The organism is Hungatella sp. SB206 (assembly GCF_051132295.1).
GTDB classification, from domain to species: domain Bacteria; phylum Bacillota; class Clostridia; order Lachnospirales; family Lachnospiraceae; genus Hungatella; species Hungatella effluvii.
The window spans coordinates 601,470-616,594 of sequence record NZ_CP096603.1; the positions used below are offsets into that span (position 1 = coordinate 601,470).

At 51.2% G+C, this 15,125-nt stretch carries 15 protein-coding genes; 14 read left to right on the forward strand and 1 reads right to left on the reverse strand.

Annotated features, from left to right (window positions below; all coding sequences use genetic code 11):
• Position 1 precedes the first annotated feature (1 nt).
• The 4 genes from M1L66_RS02810 (at position 2) to M1L66_RS02825 (ending at position 4,358) form a co-directional block, all read left to right on the forward strand.
• The gene (locus M1L66_RS02810; protein WP_349768976.1) at positions 2 to 280 is read left to right on the forward strand and encodes a hypothetical protein; all 279 of its coding nucleotides are present in this window, start codon (positions 2 to 4) and stop codon (positions 278 to 280) included.
• A 178-nt stretch (positions 281 to 458) separates the two neighbouring features.
• The gene (locus M1L66_RS02815) at positions 459 to 2,120 is read left to right on the forward strand and encodes a glycosyl hydrolase family 18 protein (protein ID WP_187023663.1); all 1,662 of its coding nucleotides are present in this window, start codon (positions 459 to 461) and stop codon (positions 2,118 to 2,120) included.
• A 32-nt stretch (positions 2,121 to 2,152) separates the two neighbouring features.
• Entirely contained in the window at positions 2,153 to 3,598 is a 1,446-nt protein-coding gene (locus M1L66_RS02820; RefSeq protein WP_434690679.1) for a metallophosphoesterase, read from the forward strand.
• A 64-nt stretch (positions 3,599 to 3,662) separates the two neighbouring features.
• Positions 3,663 to 4,358: an N-acetylmuramoyl-L-alanine amidase gene (locus M1L66_RS02825; protein WP_349768977.1), complete on the forward strand. Its 696-nt coding sequence runs from the start codon at positions 3,663 to 3,665 to the stop codon at positions 4,356 to 4,358.
• 651 nt (positions 4,359 to 5,009) lie between these two features.
• Here the strand turns inward: M1L66_RS02825 and asnA are convergent.
• The gene (gene asnA / locus M1L66_RS02830; RefSeq protein WP_187022710.1) at positions 5,010 to 6,017 is read right to left on the reverse strand and encodes an aspartate--ammonia ligase; all 1,008 of its coding nucleotides are present in this window, start codon (positions 6,015 to 6,017) and stop codon (positions 5,010 to 5,012) included.
• A gap of 290 nt (positions 6,018 to 6,307) precedes the next feature.
• Here asnA and M1L66_RS02835 point away from each other — a divergent pair, with 290 nt between their 5' ends.
• The 10 genes from M1L66_RS02835 (at position 6,308) to M1L66_RS02880 (ending at position 15,125) form a co-directional block, all read left to right on the forward strand.
• Positions 6,308 to 7,399, forward strand: coding sequence for an L-threonylcarbamoyladenylate synthase (locus M1L66_RS02835; protein WP_187022709.1), 1,092 nt, complete (start codon positions 6,308 to 6,310; stop codon positions 7,397 to 7,399).
• Between the two features lie 77 nt (positions 7,400 to 7,476).
• A complete protein-coding gene (locus M1L66_RS02840) occupies positions 7,477 to 7,971 on the forward strand; it encodes a deoxycytidylate deaminase (RefSeq protein ID WP_025529060.1) in 495 nt (164 codons plus the stop codon).
• Positions 7,972 to 7,978: 7 nt separating this feature from the next.
• Positions 7,979 to 9,724, forward strand: coding sequence for a B12-binding domain-containing radical SAM protein (locus M1L66_RS02845; RefSeq protein WP_187022708.1), 1,746 nt, complete (start codon positions 7,979 to 7,981; stop codon positions 9,722 to 9,724).
• A 29-nt stretch (positions 9,725 to 9,753) separates the two neighbouring features.
• The gene (gene nth / locus M1L66_RS02850; RefSeq protein WP_187022707.1) at positions 9,754 to 10,407 is read left to right on the forward strand and encodes an endonuclease III; all 654 of its coding nucleotides are present in this window, start codon (positions 9,754 to 9,756) and stop codon (positions 10,405 to 10,407) included.
• Between the two features lie 9 nt (positions 10,408 to 10,416).
• The gene (locus M1L66_RS02855) at positions 10,417 to 11,124 is read left to right on the forward strand and encodes a 3'-5' exonuclease (RefSeq protein ID WP_002601955.1); all 708 of its coding nucleotides are present in this window, start codon (positions 10,417 to 10,419) and stop codon (positions 11,122 to 11,124) included.
• A 14-nt stretch (positions 11,125 to 11,138) separates the two neighbouring features.
• Positions 11,139 to 11,249 carry a hypothetical protein gene (locus M1L66_RS02860; RefSeq protein ID WP_002601954.1) on the forward strand — a complete coding sequence of 37 codons (111 nt, stop codon included), beginning with the start codon at positions 11,139 to 11,141 and terminating at the stop codon, positions 11,247 to 11,249.
• 44 nt (positions 11,250 to 11,293) lie between these two features.
• Complete coding sequence (locus M1L66_RS02865) at positions 11,294 to 12,859, forward strand: VanW family protein (protein ID WP_434690685.1); 1,566 nt, start codon at positions 11,294 to 11,296, stop codon at positions 12,857 to 12,859.
• Positions 12,860 to 12,871: 12 nt separating this feature from the next.
• On the forward strand, positions 12,872 to 13,435 hold the full coding sequence (locus M1L66_RS02870; RefSeq protein WP_434690688.1) for an AIR synthase-related protein: 564 nt from the start codon (positions 12,872 to 12,874) through the stop codon (positions 13,433 to 13,435).
• Between the two features lie 41 nt (positions 13,436 to 13,476).
• Entirely contained in the window at positions 13,477 to 13,959 is a 483-nt protein-coding gene (locus M1L66_RS02875) for an Lrp/AsnC family transcriptional regulator (protein WP_187022705.1), read from the forward strand.
• Entirely contained in the window at positions 13,956 to 15,125 is a 1,170-nt protein-coding gene (locus tag M1L66_RS02880) for an aminotransferase class I/II-fold pyridoxal phosphate-dependent enzyme (protein WP_187022704.1), read from the forward strand. Before M1L66_RS02875 ends, M1L66_RS02880 begins: the two co-directional genes overlap by 4 nt.

Genomic DNA, 15,125 nt, shown 5'->3' on the forward strand with positions numbered 1-15,125 from the left:
TGTGTCACGAACAGAAGCCTTGTGGAAGCTTAACCTGCCGCTTCTGCACACGGAGGGCGGTATGAATGAAAATGGAAAAGACAGTTACATAGCAGGCCTGAAACGTTACCGTGAACGGGGAATTCCCATCGTAATAGACGGCGAGGTATGCACCGAGCCGGACTGGAACCGTATTTTTGAGGCGAGGGAGGACAATTCCTTTTATATGGCCGATTTTGTCTCAGATGACAAGACGGGAAGACTGACCGAGATCCGGTTTGACAGGGTCTACCACAAATGAATCAAACATGGGGCGCGCGGATACCATCTTCAGCCATCAGCCAGGGAAACGGCGCGCCAGGGCGGGACAGGGGAATTTTTGCAATGTAATGAAAATGTAAGCAATTTCCCGTTGAAGTGTGGTATAGTATATTCCAAAGGGGTTTTTATGACTTACATCCATTACAGGAGGAATGCAAATGAAAAGGAGAGTGGTGCCATTTCTAGTGGCACTGGGACTGATTGTTCTGGTAATTGCCGGTTTTTTTGGCATCCGGCTGGTTGAACGATATACACCATCAAAGGAACAGGCCGACATCGGAAAGCTGCTGGGTGTAAGCGGTGACAATGTGGCGGTGTTTCTGAATAATGAGCTTCAGGAAGCAAAAGGAATCTATATAGAAGAACAGACGTATCTTCCGATCGAATGGGTAAATGAAAAACTCAACGAAAGATTTTACTGGGATAATCATGAAAAGCTGTTGGTTTACGCGCTTCCGGAGTCCATTGTCTATGCGGATCATTCGACAAAGGGAAGCACGGGAAAGCCTTTGATCTGGGTGAATGATGAGGGCGTCTATCTGTCGCTGGGACTCATTGCCAACTATACGGATATTCGGCTTGACGTCTTCGATCTGGCCGATTACAAGCGCGTTTTCGTAAATAACGATTGGTCGGAGGAGACGAAGGCCGTGGCGGACGGCAAGGGGAATGTCCGGGAAAAGGGCGGAATCAAGAGCCCGATCGTTACCAGGGTTGAGAAAGGGTCTGAGGTGACCGTGCTGGAGACCATGGAGAAGTGGGATAAGGTGCGGACTCCGGACGGCTATATCGGGTACGTGGAGCATAAGCGTCTGGGCGAGAGCCGGAGCGAGGCGCCGGTGAGCACATTTGTGGCTCCGGTCTATAAGAATATTTCTCTCGATGAGCCGGTATGCATGGCATGGCACCAGGTTACGAAACCGGAGGGGAACGCCTCCTTTGATAATCTGATCGCCAATACAAAGGGACTGAATGTTATTTCTCCGACCTGGTATGAGCTGACCGACAACGAAGGCGGATTCAATTCCTATGCAGATGCTTCGTATGTACAGAAAGCCCATGACATGGGGCTCCAGGTGTGGGCCCTTATCAATAATTTCAGCGGCAACGTGCAGACGGAGGTTCTGCTTTCGAAGACCTCCACGCGGCAGAAGCTGATTGAGAAGCTGATGGCCGAGGTGGAGAAGTATGATTTGGACGGGCTGAATCTGGATTTCGAGGGAATTAAGAAGGAAGCCGGAGTTCACTATATCCAGTTTATCAGAGAACTCTCTGTATCCTGCAGGAAAGAGGGGATCGTGCTGTCCGTGGATAATTACGTTCCCTATGCCGGCAATGAGTTCTATAACCGGAAGGAACAGGGAATTGTGGCCGATTATGTCATCGTTATGGGATACGACGAGCATTACGCCGGCGGCGAGCCGGGTTCGGTAGCTTCGGTCGGCTATGTGAATGATGGCATTGCCAATACGTTAAAACAGGTTCCGAAGGAAAAGCTGATCAATGCCATTCCGCTGTATACGAGAGTCTGGACTGAGGCTGCGGATGGAAAGACATCATCAGTGGCTCTTGGCATCGCCAAAGCCAAAGAATGGGCCGTGGAGAACAACGTGGAACTGTACTGGCAGGAGGAGCTGGGACAATATTATGGGGAACTGAAAACTGAGGAGGGGACGAAAAAAGTCTGGATGGAGGAAGAACGTTCCATAGGGCTTAAGATGGACCTGATCAGGAAGTATGATCTGGCTGGAGTTGCCTGCTGGAAGCTTGGCTTCGAGCCCGCCGAACTGTGGGATGAGATACGGATGGATCAGGAGTAGAACATCGCAAAGAGACAGGAAGGTTCAGAGTTATGAAAAAGAGAACAGCATTGTATGCGGCGCTGATCTGTACGATTATGACCGGGTGTTCCTTAAAAAGCCCGGTGTCGGAGACGGTGACGGAACCGGAGAGTACGACAGAGACGGAAAGTGAGGAGATTCCTCAGACACCGGCCGAGACGACGGTGCCTCCTACCATTGAGGAATTTCCCCACGAAGTGGATGACCCCACTGCAAAACCTCCGGAGCAGAAATTTGAGGAAGGCTGCCGGATTCTTCTGGCTTCAGACATCCATTATCTCTCCCGCGGACTGACGGATTTTGGAGACGGATTCAAGTATAAGGTGGAACATGGGGACGGAAAAGTCGTAAACTACATATGGGAGATCACAGATGCGTTCATTGAAGCGGTGAAGAAAGAGGATCCGGATCTCGTGATCCTGTCAGGGGACTTAACACTGAACGGGGAGAGGGACAGCCATCTCGATTTCGCCAGGAAGCTGAAGGAGATCGAGGACGCGGGGATCCCCGTCATTGTGATCCCGGGGAATCACGATATCAACAACACCGCGGCGGCGCAGTTTACAGGAGCGCAGGCTCTGGGAACGGCGCATATCGGCCCGGAGGACTTCGCGGAGATTTACCAGGATTTCGGATATGATGAAGCGGTGAGCCGCGATTCTGCGTCGCTCAGCTATGTATATCAGATTGATGACTATAACCGGGCGCTGATGCTGGATACGTGTCAGTATACGCCATATAATCAGGTCGGCGGCATGATTCAGGAGGAGACGTACGACTGGATTGAAGATCAGATGGAGGATGCCTGGGACCTGGGCATGAATGTGATACCTGTGGGGCACCATAATCTGCTGGATGAGAGCGAGGTCTATGTGGAGGACTGTACCATCGAGCACAGCGAGCAGCTGATCGACCAGCTGGACAGCTGGGATGTGCCTTTATTTTTAAGCGGCCATCTCCATGTGCAGCATTTTATGCGTGAAGATGAGGACTACGGGATCTATGAGATCGTCACCAGCTCGCTGGCGACACCGCCGTGCCAGTATGGAATGCTGGATTACGGTGATGACGGAAGCTTTAAGTATCATACAGTGCCCCTCGATATGGAAGCCTGGGCGAAGGAGCAGGGGAGTACGGATAAGAACCTGCTGAATTTTAAAGCGTACTCGGAAGAGTTCCTGAACCGGGTATTCTACAATCAGGCTCAGGATGAATTTGAACGCATGAATAATTTTGACGGCCTCACGAAGCACCAGAAGGATCAGATGGCAAAGGTATACGCGGAGATCAACGCTGCCTGCTATGCGGGAAAGGCCGTGGAGATAAAGGATAAGGCTACGGAAAAGGCCGGATACAAGCTGTGGGGGGAGAATGGATACCCCAGTATCTTAAGCCAGTACTTAGAATCGATCGTCAGGGATGCCACAAAAGACTATAATTCGCTGGAAGTGGAATAAAGTTGGTTCTTTTTTATTTTGCCGGGAGATATAATTCAATAAGAATACGAATCAGGCAGGCAAAGTGAAACTATCAAAATTGGAACCGTATCTGGCGGTACTGCTGCTGGTTATGGTCTATGTCGTATCCCGCCAGGCAGGCCGGATGGCGGCGGGAGTCAACGTAATCTCCGGGAAAGAGCGGCCGGTTGTGGTGATCGATGCGGGCCATGGAGGCAATGACCCCGGGAAGATCGGAGTGGATGGCAGCCTCGAGAAGGACATTAATCTAAAGATTGCCAGGAAGGTGAAGGCCTATCTGGAATCCTCCGATGTCCAGGTGGTCCTGACACGTGAAGACGACCAGGGGCTCTATACGGAAAAGGACAGCAAGAAAAAGATGGCGGACATGAACCGGCGCTGTCAGATTATCAATGAGACGAGTCCGGCGCTGACGGTGAGCATCCATCAGAACAGCTATCATCAGGAGGGAATCTCAGGCGGCCAGGTGTTCTACTACAAGGGATCAGAGAAAGGAAAGAAGCTGGCGGAGACGCTGCAGAAGCGGTTTGACTTCGTCCTGGGTGACAAGAATACGAGAGTAGCCAAGGCCAACGACAACTATTTCCTCCTGCTCCATGTGAAGACACCGATTGTCATTGTGGAGTGCGGTTTCCTGTCGAACTGGAATGAGTCGGCCATGCTGAATTCCGAGGAGTATCAGGACCGGCTGGCCTGGACGATACATATGGGGATTATGGAGTATTTGAACGGAAGATAATGGTAATTGAAATTGGTCATGGAAAAGAGCGGGTTCAGATAGTTTGAACCCGCTTTAAATGTCTGTCCAATGACGGAAAAGGATCAGTCTCTAAATGCAATTGTATAATACAAGATGGTCTGTTTATTTCCACATGGGCAGATACAGCCCAAATATACGGTACTCTCATGGTTGAAGCAAAAACCGAAGATACGGCCAAAAAGGTTGATCAGGAATAAGAAAAAATTCAGTTCTTCCTCTAACTCGCTTGTACTGCAATAAGTGAAAACCTGAGCATACCACGTTTTGCACGATCTGCGCTCTCCACATCTGGGCATGTCCCAATCAATATTAAAATTTTTTCGTAACAGTTCGAGTTTCTCATAGTCGGATTTTCCTTCAAGAGATCTTAATACCTCTTCTTTCAATACTTCTAAATCTTGTCCCTGTAGATTCATGATAAAATTACGCCCCTAAAATATTTACTTACAATATCATAATATTCAGCGGAGAGGTTTTTTGACACAAGCCCTGTTTTAGAGCCTGGAAATATGGCTCCAAAAAAAAGAAGGGCCGGCAACCGGAAGGAGACTCCATTATATCCGTGAGCCAATTTCCTTCCTTGTCGCCCGCTCTTCCTGTTTGGCAGGGAGTGAAAGCGTATGTATCCGGTTACAGCAGGAATATCTTATGCTGCCGGCACTCCTCGATCATGTCGTTTGGCCAGATGCTTGCCTGTACCTCGCCTACATGGGCGCGGTTTAGGAGAAGCATGCACAGACGGGACTGGCCGATACCGCCGCCGATGGTGTAAGGCAGCTGTCCCTCTAAGAGCATGCGGTGGTAGGGCAGAGAACGGCGGTCCTCGCAGCCCGCCTTCTGGAGCTGATCTTCCAGGGATTTCTCATCTACACGGATGCCCATGCTGGAGATCTCCAGGGCGCAGTTTAAGTTCTCGAACCAGAAGAGAATATCTCCGTTTAACTGCCAGTCATCGTAGTCAGGGGCTCTCCCGTCGTGGGGCTCGCCGCTGGCCAGCTTATCACCGATCTGCATTAAAAAGACGCAGCCGTACTCTTTGGTGATTAAATTCTCCCGCTCCTTCGGAGTCTTGTCGGGATAACGGTCCTCAAGCTCCTGGGACGTGATGAAGGTGATCTCCTTTGGAAGATGGTTGACAGCGTTCGGGTACTTATACCAGACCTCATGCTGCATGTGCTTGATAATCTTGAAAATAGTGCGGACCGTCTCTTTTAATGTTTTGATGGTGCGGTCCTCTTTCGTAATGACCTTTTCCCAGTCCCACTGGTCTACATAGCAGGAATGAAGATTATCCAGGTCCTCGTCGCGCCGTATCGCGTTCATGTTTGTATAGAGGCCCTCGCCCGGCAGAAAGCCGTATTCGTGAAGAGCCATTCGTTTCCATTTTGCAAGAGAGTGTACGACTTCGACGGTTTCGCCCGGAATTCCAGCTATGTCAAACTGGACGGGGCGCTCTACGCCGTTTAGGTTGTCGTTCAAACCGCTGCTCTTCTCCACGAAGAGGGGGGCGGAGATTCTCTCCAGGTTCATTTCCCTTCCAAATTCCTTCTGAAAGGTGTCACGTATGTATTTGATGGCCTCCTGCGTCTCACGTACGGTGAGATGGGGGTCATAGTTTTCTGGTATGATGAGTGCCATTTCATTGTCCTCCCGGTATAATATCCCTTTTATGGTATCATTATTACAGAGATTCCGCAAGTATTACAAGGATGAATTGCAGTAAAAAGTAAATTTGAACCAAAGCTGTAAAGTCAAGTAAAAAGTTGCATGCGACTTAGGGTTGTGCTATGATAAGCAGTAAGTATGCAGGGGGAAAGCCCCTGTCTGAGAGAAGCCAGTACTGCATTGCGCAATTAACAGTGAATATAGCACCCGCTATTCACCGTTAATTACGCAGCGCAGTACTGGAGAAAAGAGAGCGTAGAAAGATGGTTACGGAACGAATTATAATAGAAGATACGCACAGGATAGATGCGGGAAAGCTGGAGAGAGCAGCGGAGATTTTAAGGGAGGGCGGTCTGGTGGCATTTCCCACAGAGACCGTGTATGGGCTCGGGGCAAATGCCCTCGATGAGGAAGCGGCAAAGAAGATTTACGCAGCAAAAGGAAGACCTTCGGACAATCCGCTGATTGCACATATCGCGGATTTTTCTGATTTGAAGCCCCTGGTGGCGGAGATTCCGGCGGCGGCGGGGAAGCTGATGGAGGCATTCTGGCCGGGGCCGCTGACCTTGATATTTCCTAAGAGTGACGCCGTTCCATACGGCACGACAGGAGGTCTGGATACCGTGGCGGTCCGCATGCCCAGCGATCCGGTGGCCATGACGCTCATACGTCTTGCCGGTGTACCGGTAGCGGCCCCCAGCGCCAATACGTCTGGACGGCCCAGCCCTACGACGGCGGATCACGTATGGCAGGACATGAACGGAAAGATCGACATGATCGTGGATGGCGGACCTGTGGGAATCGGTGTGGAATCCACGATTATCGATGTGTCCGGGGAGTATCCGGTGATTCTGCGCCCGGGAGCCATCACACAGGAGATGGCCGGCGAGGTGCTGGGCATGGAGATCGGCCTCGATCCGGCGATTACCGGTGACGGCCCGATGAACGCCGATGTGAAGCCCAAGGCGCCTGGGATGAAGTATAAGCACTATGCGCCGAAGGCTGATTTGACCTTGGTTGAGGGGACGCCCGCCGATGTGGTCCGCACCATCAACCATCTGGCCGGGAAGAAGCTGGAGGCGGGGTACCGCGTGGGAATTATCTGCACGGACGAGACCATGGAGCTGTACCCGGATGGCATGGTGAGAAGCCTGGGGCTGCGCGCCAGGGAGGAGACCATTGCCCATAATTTATACGCTGTTTTAAGGGAATTTGATGATCTGGAGGCGGATTACATCTATTCAGAGAGTTTTTCGGCCGACCATCTGGGACAGGCGATTATGAACCGTCTGAAGAAGGCGGCGGGATACCATATGATTAAAGTCACTGCACTAAGCTCGAAAAGACCTCACTAAGTGCCAGTGACATGTATCGCACGTAAGCGGCCAAAAGACGTCCGCTAAGTGCTCATTACAAGGAGGAGATCATGTCAGTGACTGAGAAGAGAGAAGATTATATTACATGGGATGAATATTTTATGGGAGTTGCCATTTTATCCGGAAAGCGTTCCAAGGACCCCAGCACACAGGTGGGAGCGTGTATCGTAAGCCAGGACAACAAGATCCTGTCCATGGGATACAATGGATTTCCGAAGGGATGCTCCGACGATGAATTTCCCTGGGGAAAGGAACACGAGAAGGACGATCCGTATAACGCAAAATATTTTTACTCCACCCACAGCGAGTTAAATGCCATCTTAAACTACAGAGGCGGCAGTCTGGAGGGATCCAAGCTGTATGTCACACTGTTTCCGTGCAATGAATGTGCAAAGGCCATCATCCAGTCGGGAATAAAGACGATCGTCTACGGCAGTGATAAGTACGACGGGACGCCGGCGGTCAATGCCTCCAAGCGCATGCTGAACGCGGCGGGGGTGCGGTATTACCAGTATCAGCCGACAGGCCGGAAGATAGAAATCGAGGTTTAGATTAACTATGAAGTTTTTGCTAGCGGCGCTGAATGCCAAATATATTCATTCCAACCCCGGGATTTACAGCCTGAAGGCCTATGCGGAGAGACAGATGGAGCGCGATCCCTCTGACGCCTTAAGGAAGCGGGAAATCTCGGTGGAGCTGGGAGAGTATACGATCAACAACCAGATGGGGGATATCTTAAAGGACATCTACTTAAGAAAGCCGGATATGGTCGGCTTCTCCTGCTATATCTGGAATATATCCTGGGTTATGGAGCTGGTGCGGGACCTTCCGTTAGTTCTCCCCGAAGTGGAGATCTGGCTGGGAGGTCCTGAGGTTTCTTATGATGCGGCAGATGTCCTTCGGAGGGAGCCGGGAGTTACCGGTATTATGATGGGAGAAGGGGAGGAAACCTTTCTGGAGGTGCTTAAGCTTTACGCGGACGGCAGGAGGGATTTTTCTTCGATCGACGGAGTGGCCTGCCGGAATGAGAAGGGGGAGCCGGTTATCCGGCCCCTGAAAAAAGCGGTGGACATGAGCGCTATTCCATTTCCGTATGAAGATTTAGATGATTTTGAGCATAAGATTGTTTATTATGAGAGCAGCAGGGGGTGCCCGTTTTCCTGCAGCTACTGTTTATCCTCTCTGGACAAGTCGGTCAGGTTCCGAAGCATGGAGCTGGTGAAACGGGAACTGGATTTCTTTTTGGAGCGCAGGGTTCCCCAGGTGAAGTTTGTGGACAGAACCTTTAACTGCAGCAAGAAGCATACCATGGAGATCTGGCGCCACATTACAGAGCATGATAATGGGGTGACAAACTTCCATTTTGAGATATCCGCGGATCTGCTCGATGAGGAGGAACTGGAGCTGATGGCGGGGATGCGTCCCGGATTAATTCAGCTGGAAATCGGCGTACAGAGTACGAATCCGGATACCATCCGCGAGATCAGGCGGAAGACGGATTTAAACCGCCTCAAATCGGTGGTGGAACGCATACACGGGTTTGGCAATATCCACTGCCACCTCGATCTGATCGCGGGTCTGCCTTACGAGGGCTATGAGAGCTTCCGGAATTCCTTTAACGAGGTCTATGAGATGAAGCCGGATCAGCTGCAGCTGGGCTTTTTAAAGGTCCTGAAGGGTTCTTTTATGGCTGAAAATGCAAAAGCCTACGGCCTGGTCTACAGCGCTAAGCAGCCCTACGAGGTGCTGGGCACGAAATGGCTCGATTATGGGAGCCTGCTTAAACTAAAGGGCGTGGAAGAGATGGTGGAGGTCTATAAGAACAGCGGACAGTTTACCGTCACCATGAAGGAACTGGTGAAGGAATTTAATACAACCTTTGACTTGTTCTCTGATCTGGCGGAGTATTATGAGACGCACACGCTGACGGGGGCCAGCCACAGCCGTATGGCAAGATATGAGATTTTAGACGGCTTTGTGGCGGAACACATTCCGGGGAAAGCGGCAGTGTACAGACGGCTCATGGTATATGACCTGTATCTCAGGGAGAATTTAAAGAGCCGCCCGGATTTCGCTGAAGATCAGACTCCGTTCAAGGAGCAGGTGCGGGAATTCTTCGCAGAAGAGGCGGTGAAGCACCGCTATTTAAGCGACGGATACGAGGGCTTTGAGGCGAGACAGCTGATTAAAATGGCTCATCTTGAGGTATTTGCGGGGAAGACCGCGGTGCTGTTTGACTATAGGAAACGGGATCCACTGAGCTATAATGCGGCGGCTTATGTAATTGAGGATTTCTTTAACTGACCGTGTATTGATGCAAAAAGGAGATGAATATGGCAAAGAGAGAGACAAAAGCGGAACTTAAGGCGCGTGTGGATCATGTGCTGGCGGCCCTTGACCAGGAATACGGAACGGAATACGTCTGCTATTTGAACCACGAGACCCCGTGGCAGCTGTTGATTGCGGTTATTATGAGTGCGCAGTGCACGGACGCCAGAGTAAATATCGTGACGGCGGATTTATTTAAAAAGTATGATTCCATAGAGAAATTTGCGAATGCGGATTTAAAGGAGCTGGAGAATGATATCCACTCCATCGGCTTTTACCACATGAAGGCGAAGAATATTATCTCCTGCTGCCGGGATCTGGTTACGCGGTTTGGCGGCGAGGTGCCGGGAACCATGGAGGAACTGACCAGCCTGGCGGGCGTGGGCAGGAAGACGGCGAACGTCATCCGGGGAAATATTTACAATGAGCCGAGTATCGTGGTGGATACTCATGTAAAGCGGATATCCAGAAAGCTGGGATTTGCGAAGGCGGAGGATCCGGAGAAGATCGAGATGGAGCTTATGAAGGTACTGCCGAAAGAGCACTGGATTCTCTGGAATATCCAGATTATCACGCTGGGACGGAGTATCTGTTTTGCGCGAAGCCCGAAGTGTAAGGAATGCTTCCTTCGGGAGTACTGTCCCAGTGCGGATCAGTAGGGGGATAAGATGGTAAATTCCTATGTGGCAGTGGATTTGGAGACGACAGGGCTGGATCCGAAACGGGATAAAATTATAGAAATAGGGGCTGTGCGGGTCGAGGCGGGCGAGATAACGGCGGATTTTGAGTCGTTTGTAAACCCGTACCGTCTGCTGGAGGCGAGGACGAAGTCACTGACGGGAATCCGTGACCGGGATGTCGCAGATGCACGGGGAATCGATGCGGTGCTTCCCGGCTTTTTGAACTTTGCAGGGGAACTGCCGCTTCTGGGGCACCGGATTATTTTCGATTACAGTTTCTTAAAGAGGGCGGCGGTCAATCAGGGAGAAGAATTTGCCCGGGCCGGCATCGATACGCTGACACTTGCCCGGCTGTTTATGCCGGAGGATGAGAAGAAGAATTTAAAGGCGGCCTGCGGGTGGTTTGGGGTGGAACAGAAGGAAACGCACCGCGCCATGGCCGACGCCATGGCGGCGCACCAGCTTTATCAGGCGATGAAAAAGAGGTACGGAAAGGAGCGCCCGGACGTATTTTCCGAAGAAAATCTTATTTATAGGGTAAAAAAGGAGCAGCCAGCCTCAAAAAGGCAAAAAGAACACTTGCAGGATTTAATAAAATATCATAAAATAGGCTTAACTGTGCAAATTGACCACTTAACCCGCAATGAAATCTCCAGAATTACGGATAAAATCATAGCACAGTACGGAAGAATATAAGAGAGGTGAATATCATGATTAACTTTAACGATAAAAAAAACAGGAAGGTAGTTTCCATAGTCCTTATCGCAGTGGTAATTCTGCTGATCGTAGCTATGGTACTGCCGATGATGCTGGTCCGCTAGGAGAAGGAAGCAGCAGGCAGTAACTTGAAAATTGAGGAATGATTATGAAAAACGAAAACTTGGCAACAGGCCTTGCGGCCATGGCGCTGGCGGTGGGACTTACATTGGCCTTTCCGGCACCGTCGCGGGCTGATACCCTTCCGGAGGGTCTCTATGTAGGAGAATACAGTCTGGGGGGAATGACAGAAGAGGAAGCCAGCGAAAAGATCCAGAGCCTTGTGGGCGAGATGGAGAATCAGAAGATTACGCTGGTAGTGGATGGAGAGTCCGTGGATACTACGGCGAAGGAACTGGGCTTTCACTGGTCCAATACCGACGCAGTAAACCAGGCCGCGGCATCCGTAACAGGAGGGAATTTAATCCACCGTTATTTAAACTTGAAAGACATCGAACATAACCATGTCGTTATTCCATTGGAGACAGCTTTTGACGATGGTAAGGTGGCGGCATTCGTAGAGGAAAAATGTGCTTCTGTCGTAGCAGAGCCAAAGGATGCGTCGATCACGAGAGAGAATGGGGCGTTTGTCGTAACTCCCGCCGTGGTTGGAAAGAGTGTGGATGCAGGGGCGACGAAAGCAGCCCTCGATGAGGCGATCTCCGGAGGCCTTAAGGAACCGGTGACAGTGACTGCAGCAGTGACGGAGGCTCAGCCCAACATTACAACGGAAGCGCTTTCAACGATTCAGGATGTGTTGGGAACCTTTTCCACGGATTTCTCCAGCAGCGGTAATTCCCGTGCCACCAATCTACGGGTGGGAGCGGGCAAGATCAATGGCCATGTGCTGATGCCGGGCGAGACGCTGTCCGGTTACGAATGCATGCATCCGTTTACGACAGCCAACGGCTATGCCACTGCGGCCGCTTATGAAAACGGTCAGGTGGTTGACAGTGTGGGAGGCGGCGTATGCCAGATTTCCACGACGCTTTACAACGCGTCTCTCCGCGCAGAACTGGAGATTACGCAGAGACAGAACCACTCGATGATCGTTACGTATGTAAAACCCTCGGAAGACGCGGCTATCGCCGGTACTTATAAGGATTTGAAGATTACAAATAACTACGGCACTCCGATTTACGTGGAGGGCTATACGTCAGGGAAAACGCTGACCTTTACCATCTATGGGAAAGAGACGAGACCTGCCAACCGGACATTTAAGTTTGTGTCCGAGACCCTTGGAACGGTGGATCCGGGACCGCCAAAGGAAGAGGTGGATCCGACCATGGCGCCGGGCGCCAGAAAACAGGTGCAGTCTGCTCACAGGGGCTATAAGTCCAGACTGTGGAAATACGTCTATATTGACGGAGTAGAGCAGAGCAAGGAGATTCTGCATACAGACACATATAATGCGTCCAAGGCGATTGTGAAGGTCGGTCCGGCAGCTCCTGCTGTGACGGTACCGCTTCCGGAGGAGACGACAGTGCCGGTGGAGACACCGACACCAGAGACGCCGCCGGCACCGGTGGAAGGCGAGGACGGAGGACCGGGCGTGACTCTGCCGGAAGCAGGGACGCAGAGTCCGTCTCCGGCTCCAGATTCATCTCCGGCGCCAGAAGCAGCGGCAGCCCCTGTACCAGTACCTGAAGCAGTTGATCCGGCTCCTGCCGGGTAACGGGAGTCCGGTATGAGAAAAATTGAAAGAGATAACACCGGCCTTATGCGGCCGGGACAGAATCTGGTGGTGGCAGGGTACGCGGGATATGCCGGTACGATTGCGATCGTGAGGCAGAAGCGCGAAGAGCTGCTTCAGTGGTTTACAAAAGGCTACTTAGATCGGATTATGGAAAATGAAGATGGAATACTGAGTGGGAATCTGGAACGGTGGAAAGCATTGGGAGCCACGGAGTGTGAACCGGCAGGGGAGGGCGGAATACTTTCCGCCCTCTGGAATTTATCCGGGGCATACATGACGGGCATCGAATTTTCACTGCGCCAGATTCCTGTCAAACAGGAGACAATTGAGGTCTGCGAGCGGTACGATTTAAACCCGTATCGGCTTTATTCAGATGGCTGCCTGCTCTTTGTCACAGACAACGGCGGTGAGATGGTTCTGGCCCTGGAACGGGAAGGAATCCACGCCGCGGTGATTGGACGGGTGACGGAAGGAATCGGAAGAATTATCCGCCACGGAGAAAGCTCCGGTTACTTAGACCGGCCCGCGGAGGATGAGATTCATAAAGTATTATAAGCAATCATTATAATAAATCATTTTAATCAGGAGGTAAGGTTATGAGAGAGAAGATATTGGCGGTTATTGAAAAAAACAGCAGAATCGACTTGAAGGATCTGGCGGTTCTTTTAGGGGAAAGTGAGGCCGCGGTCGCCAATGAGATCGCCGAGATGGAAAAAGAGCATATCATCTGCGGTTACCATACCCTGATTAACTGGGACAATACCAGTGATGAAAAAGTGGTTGCCTTAATCGAAGTTAAGGTAACACCGCAGAGAGGCATGGGATTCGACAAGATTGCGGAGCGCATCTATCAGTACAGCGAGGTGGAAGCGGTTTATCTGATGTCAGGCGCGTATGACTTTACCGTGTTTATCGAGGGAAGGACCATGAGACAGGTAGCGCAGTTTGTCTCGGAGAAGCTCTCCCCGATGGATTCCGTATTAAGCACAGCAACTCACTTTGTACTTAAAAAATACAAGGATCATGGCACCGTACTCGCTGAAGAGACGCAGGATGAAAGGATGTTGATTACCCCGTGAGAAACCCATTATCTGAAAAAATCGTAGAAATTCCGCCATCAGGAATCCGTAAATTTTTTGACATTGTAAGTGAAATGAAAGACGCGATCTCCCTGGGCGTCGGTGAACCGGACTTCGAGACTCCGTGGCATATCAGGGAAGAGGGAATCTATTCTCTGGAGAAAGGGCGCACATTCTATACGTCCAACGCCGGTTTGAGGGAATTGAAGGTTGAGATCAGCAGCTACTTAAAGAGACGCTTTGATGTTACATACGATCCGGACCATGAGGTGTTGGTGACGGTGGGCGGCAGCGAAGCCATTGACGTGGCTCTGCGCGCTATGCTGGATCCGGGCGACGAAGTGCTGATTCCGCAGCCCTGTTTCGTCTCCTATGTGCCGTGCACCATTCTGGCGGGCGGTGTGCCGGTTCCGATTCCGCTGGAGGAAAAGGATAACTTTAAGCTGACAAAGGAAAAACTGCTTTCGTATATCACCCCGAAGTCTAAGATTCTCGTTCTGCCGTTCCCGAACAATCCAACCGGCGCGGTAATGACAGCGGAGGAGCTGGCTGTTATCGCGGAGATCGTCATCGAGAAGGATCTTTTTGTACTGACAGATGAGATATACGGGGAGCTGACGTATGGAATGGAGCATACCACCATCGCCTCCTTCCCGGGCCTTAAAGAGCGTACTGTGCTGATTAACGGATTTTCAAAGGCTTATGCCATGACGGGCTGGCGTCTCGGCTATCTGGCTGCACCGGCTGTTATTCTGGAACAGATGTTGAAGATTCACCAGTTCGCCATCATGTGCGCGCCGACCACCAGCCAGTATGCTGCCATCGCGGCTCTGCGGGACGGGGACAAGGACGTGCAGATGATGAGAGAGTCATACGACCAGAGACGCCGTTTTCTCATGAACGCGTTTAAGGAGATGGGACTGGAATGCTTTGAGCCAAACGGCGCATTTTACGCATTCCCCAGCATTAAGCGTTTCGGCATGACCTCCGATGAGTTCGCTACAAGGCTTCTCCAGGAGGAGAAGGTGGCCGTCGTTCCCGGAACGGCGTTCGGCGACTGCGGCGAGGGATATCTGCGTGTTTCCTATGCATACTCCTTAAAGAGCTTAAAAGAGGCGCTGGGACGTATGGAACGCTTTGTAAAGAGACTGGACGGAAAGGCATAG

Bases quoted from the DNA above. Each gene is read 5' to 3' on its own strand.
- M1L66_RS02815 (WP_187023663.1), top strand. From the start codon at position 459: ATGAAAAGGAGAGTGGTGCCATTTCTAGTGGCACTGGGACTGATTGTT.
- M1L66_RS02820 (WP_434690679.1), top strand. From the start codon at position 2,153: ATGAAAAAGAGAACAGCATTGTATGCGGCGCTGATCTGTACGATTATG.
- asnA (WP_187022710.1), bottom strand. From the start codon at position 6,017: ATGGCACTCATCATACCAGAAAACTATGACCCCCATCTCACCGTACGT.
- M1L66_RS02835 (WP_187022709.1), top strand. From the start codon at position 6,308: ATGGTTACGGAACGAATTATAATAGAAGATACGCACAGGATAGATGCG.
- M1L66_RS02845 (WP_187022708.1), top strand. From the start codon at position 7,979: ATGAAGTTTTTGCTAGCGGCGCTGAATGCCAAATATATTCATTCCAAC.
- nth (WP_187022707.1), top strand. From the start codon at position 9,754: ATGGCAAAGAGAGAGACAAAAGCGGAACTTAAGGCGCGTGTGGATCAT.
- M1L66_RS02855 (WP_002601955.1), top strand. From the start codon at position 10,417: ATGGTAAATTCCTATGTGGCAGTGGATTTGGAGACGACAGGGCTGGAT.
- M1L66_RS02860 (WP_002601954.1), top strand. From the start codon at position 11,139: ATGATTAACTTTAACGATAAAAAAAACAGGAAGGTAGTTTCCATAGTC.
- M1L66_RS02865 (WP_434690685.1), top strand. From the start codon at position 11,294: ATGAAAAACGAAAACTTGGCAACAGGCCTTGCGGCCATGGCGCTGGCG.
- M1L66_RS02870 (WP_434690688.1), top strand. From the start codon at position 12,872: ATGAGAAAAATTGAAAGAGATAACACCGGCCTTATGCGGCCGGGACAG.
- M1L66_RS02875 (WP_187022705.1), top strand. From the start codon at position 13,477: ATGAGAGAGAAGATATTGGCGGTTATTGAAAAAAACAGCAGAATCGAC.